1 protein-coding gene is annotated in these 990 nt (G+C 48.3%); it reads right to left on the reverse strand.

The annotated features are described in order from the left end of the window. A partial coding sequence (gene tuf, locus E6C74_RS20925; RefSeq protein ID WP_136487963.1) for an elongation factor Tu occupies positions 1 to 990 on the reverse strand: 990 nt, incomplete at both ends.

Below are 990 nucleotides of genomic sequence, written 5' to 3' on the forward strand. Positions count from 1 at the left end.
CATCTTGATGTTGTCGCCTGGCATTACCATTTCTACGCCTTCTGGCAGCTCGATGTTACCAGTTACGTCAGTTGTACGGAAGTAGAACTGTGGACGGTAGCCTTTGAAGAATGGAGTGTGACGACCACCTTCATCTTTAGACAGTACGTAGACTTCTGATTCGAACTTAGTGTGTGGAGTGATTGAACCTGGTTTAGCAAGTACTTGACCACGTTCTACTTCATCACGCTTAGTACCACGTAGAAGTGCACCAACGTTCTCACCTGCACGACCTTCGTCTAGCAGTTTACGGAACATTTCAACACCTGTACAAGTAGTAGTTGTTGTGTCGTGGATACCAACGATCGCAACTTCATCACCTACTTTCAGGATACCGCGCTCGATACGGCCAGTTACTACTGTACCACGACCTTGGATTGAGAATACGTCTTCGATTGGCATCAGGAACGGCATGTCTACTGCACGCTCTGGCTCTGGGATGTAGTTGTCCAGTGCTTCTGCCAGTTCAACGATTTTCGCTTCCCACTGCTCTTCGCCGTTTAGTGCGCCTAGTGCAGAACCTTGGATAACTGGTAGGTCATCACCTGGGAAATCGTATTCAGAAAGAAGTTCACGAACTTCCATTTCTACTAGTTCTAGCAGCTCTTCATCATCAACCATGTCACATTTGTTCATGAATACGATGATGTATGGGATACCAACCTGACGGCCTAGCAGGATGTGCTCACGAGTTTGTGGCATTGGACCATCTGTCGCAGCAACAACTAGGATACCACCGTCCATCTGTGCAGCACCGGTGATCATGTTTTTAACATAGTCAGCGTGTCCTGGGCAGTCTACGTGTGCGTAGTGACGAGTTGGAGTGTCGTACTCTACGTGTGAAGTAGAGATCGTGATACCACGCTCACGCTCTTCTGGAGCGTTGTCGATTGACGCGAAGTCACGAGCTGAACCACCGTACACTTTTGACAGTGTAGTACAGATAGCTGC

The sequence above is a fragment of the Vibrio sp. H11 genome, assembly GCF_004804295.1.
Taxonomy (GTDB): domain Bacteria; phylum Pseudomonadota; class Gammaproteobacteria; order Enterobacterales; family Vibrionaceae; genus Vibrio; species Vibrio ostreae.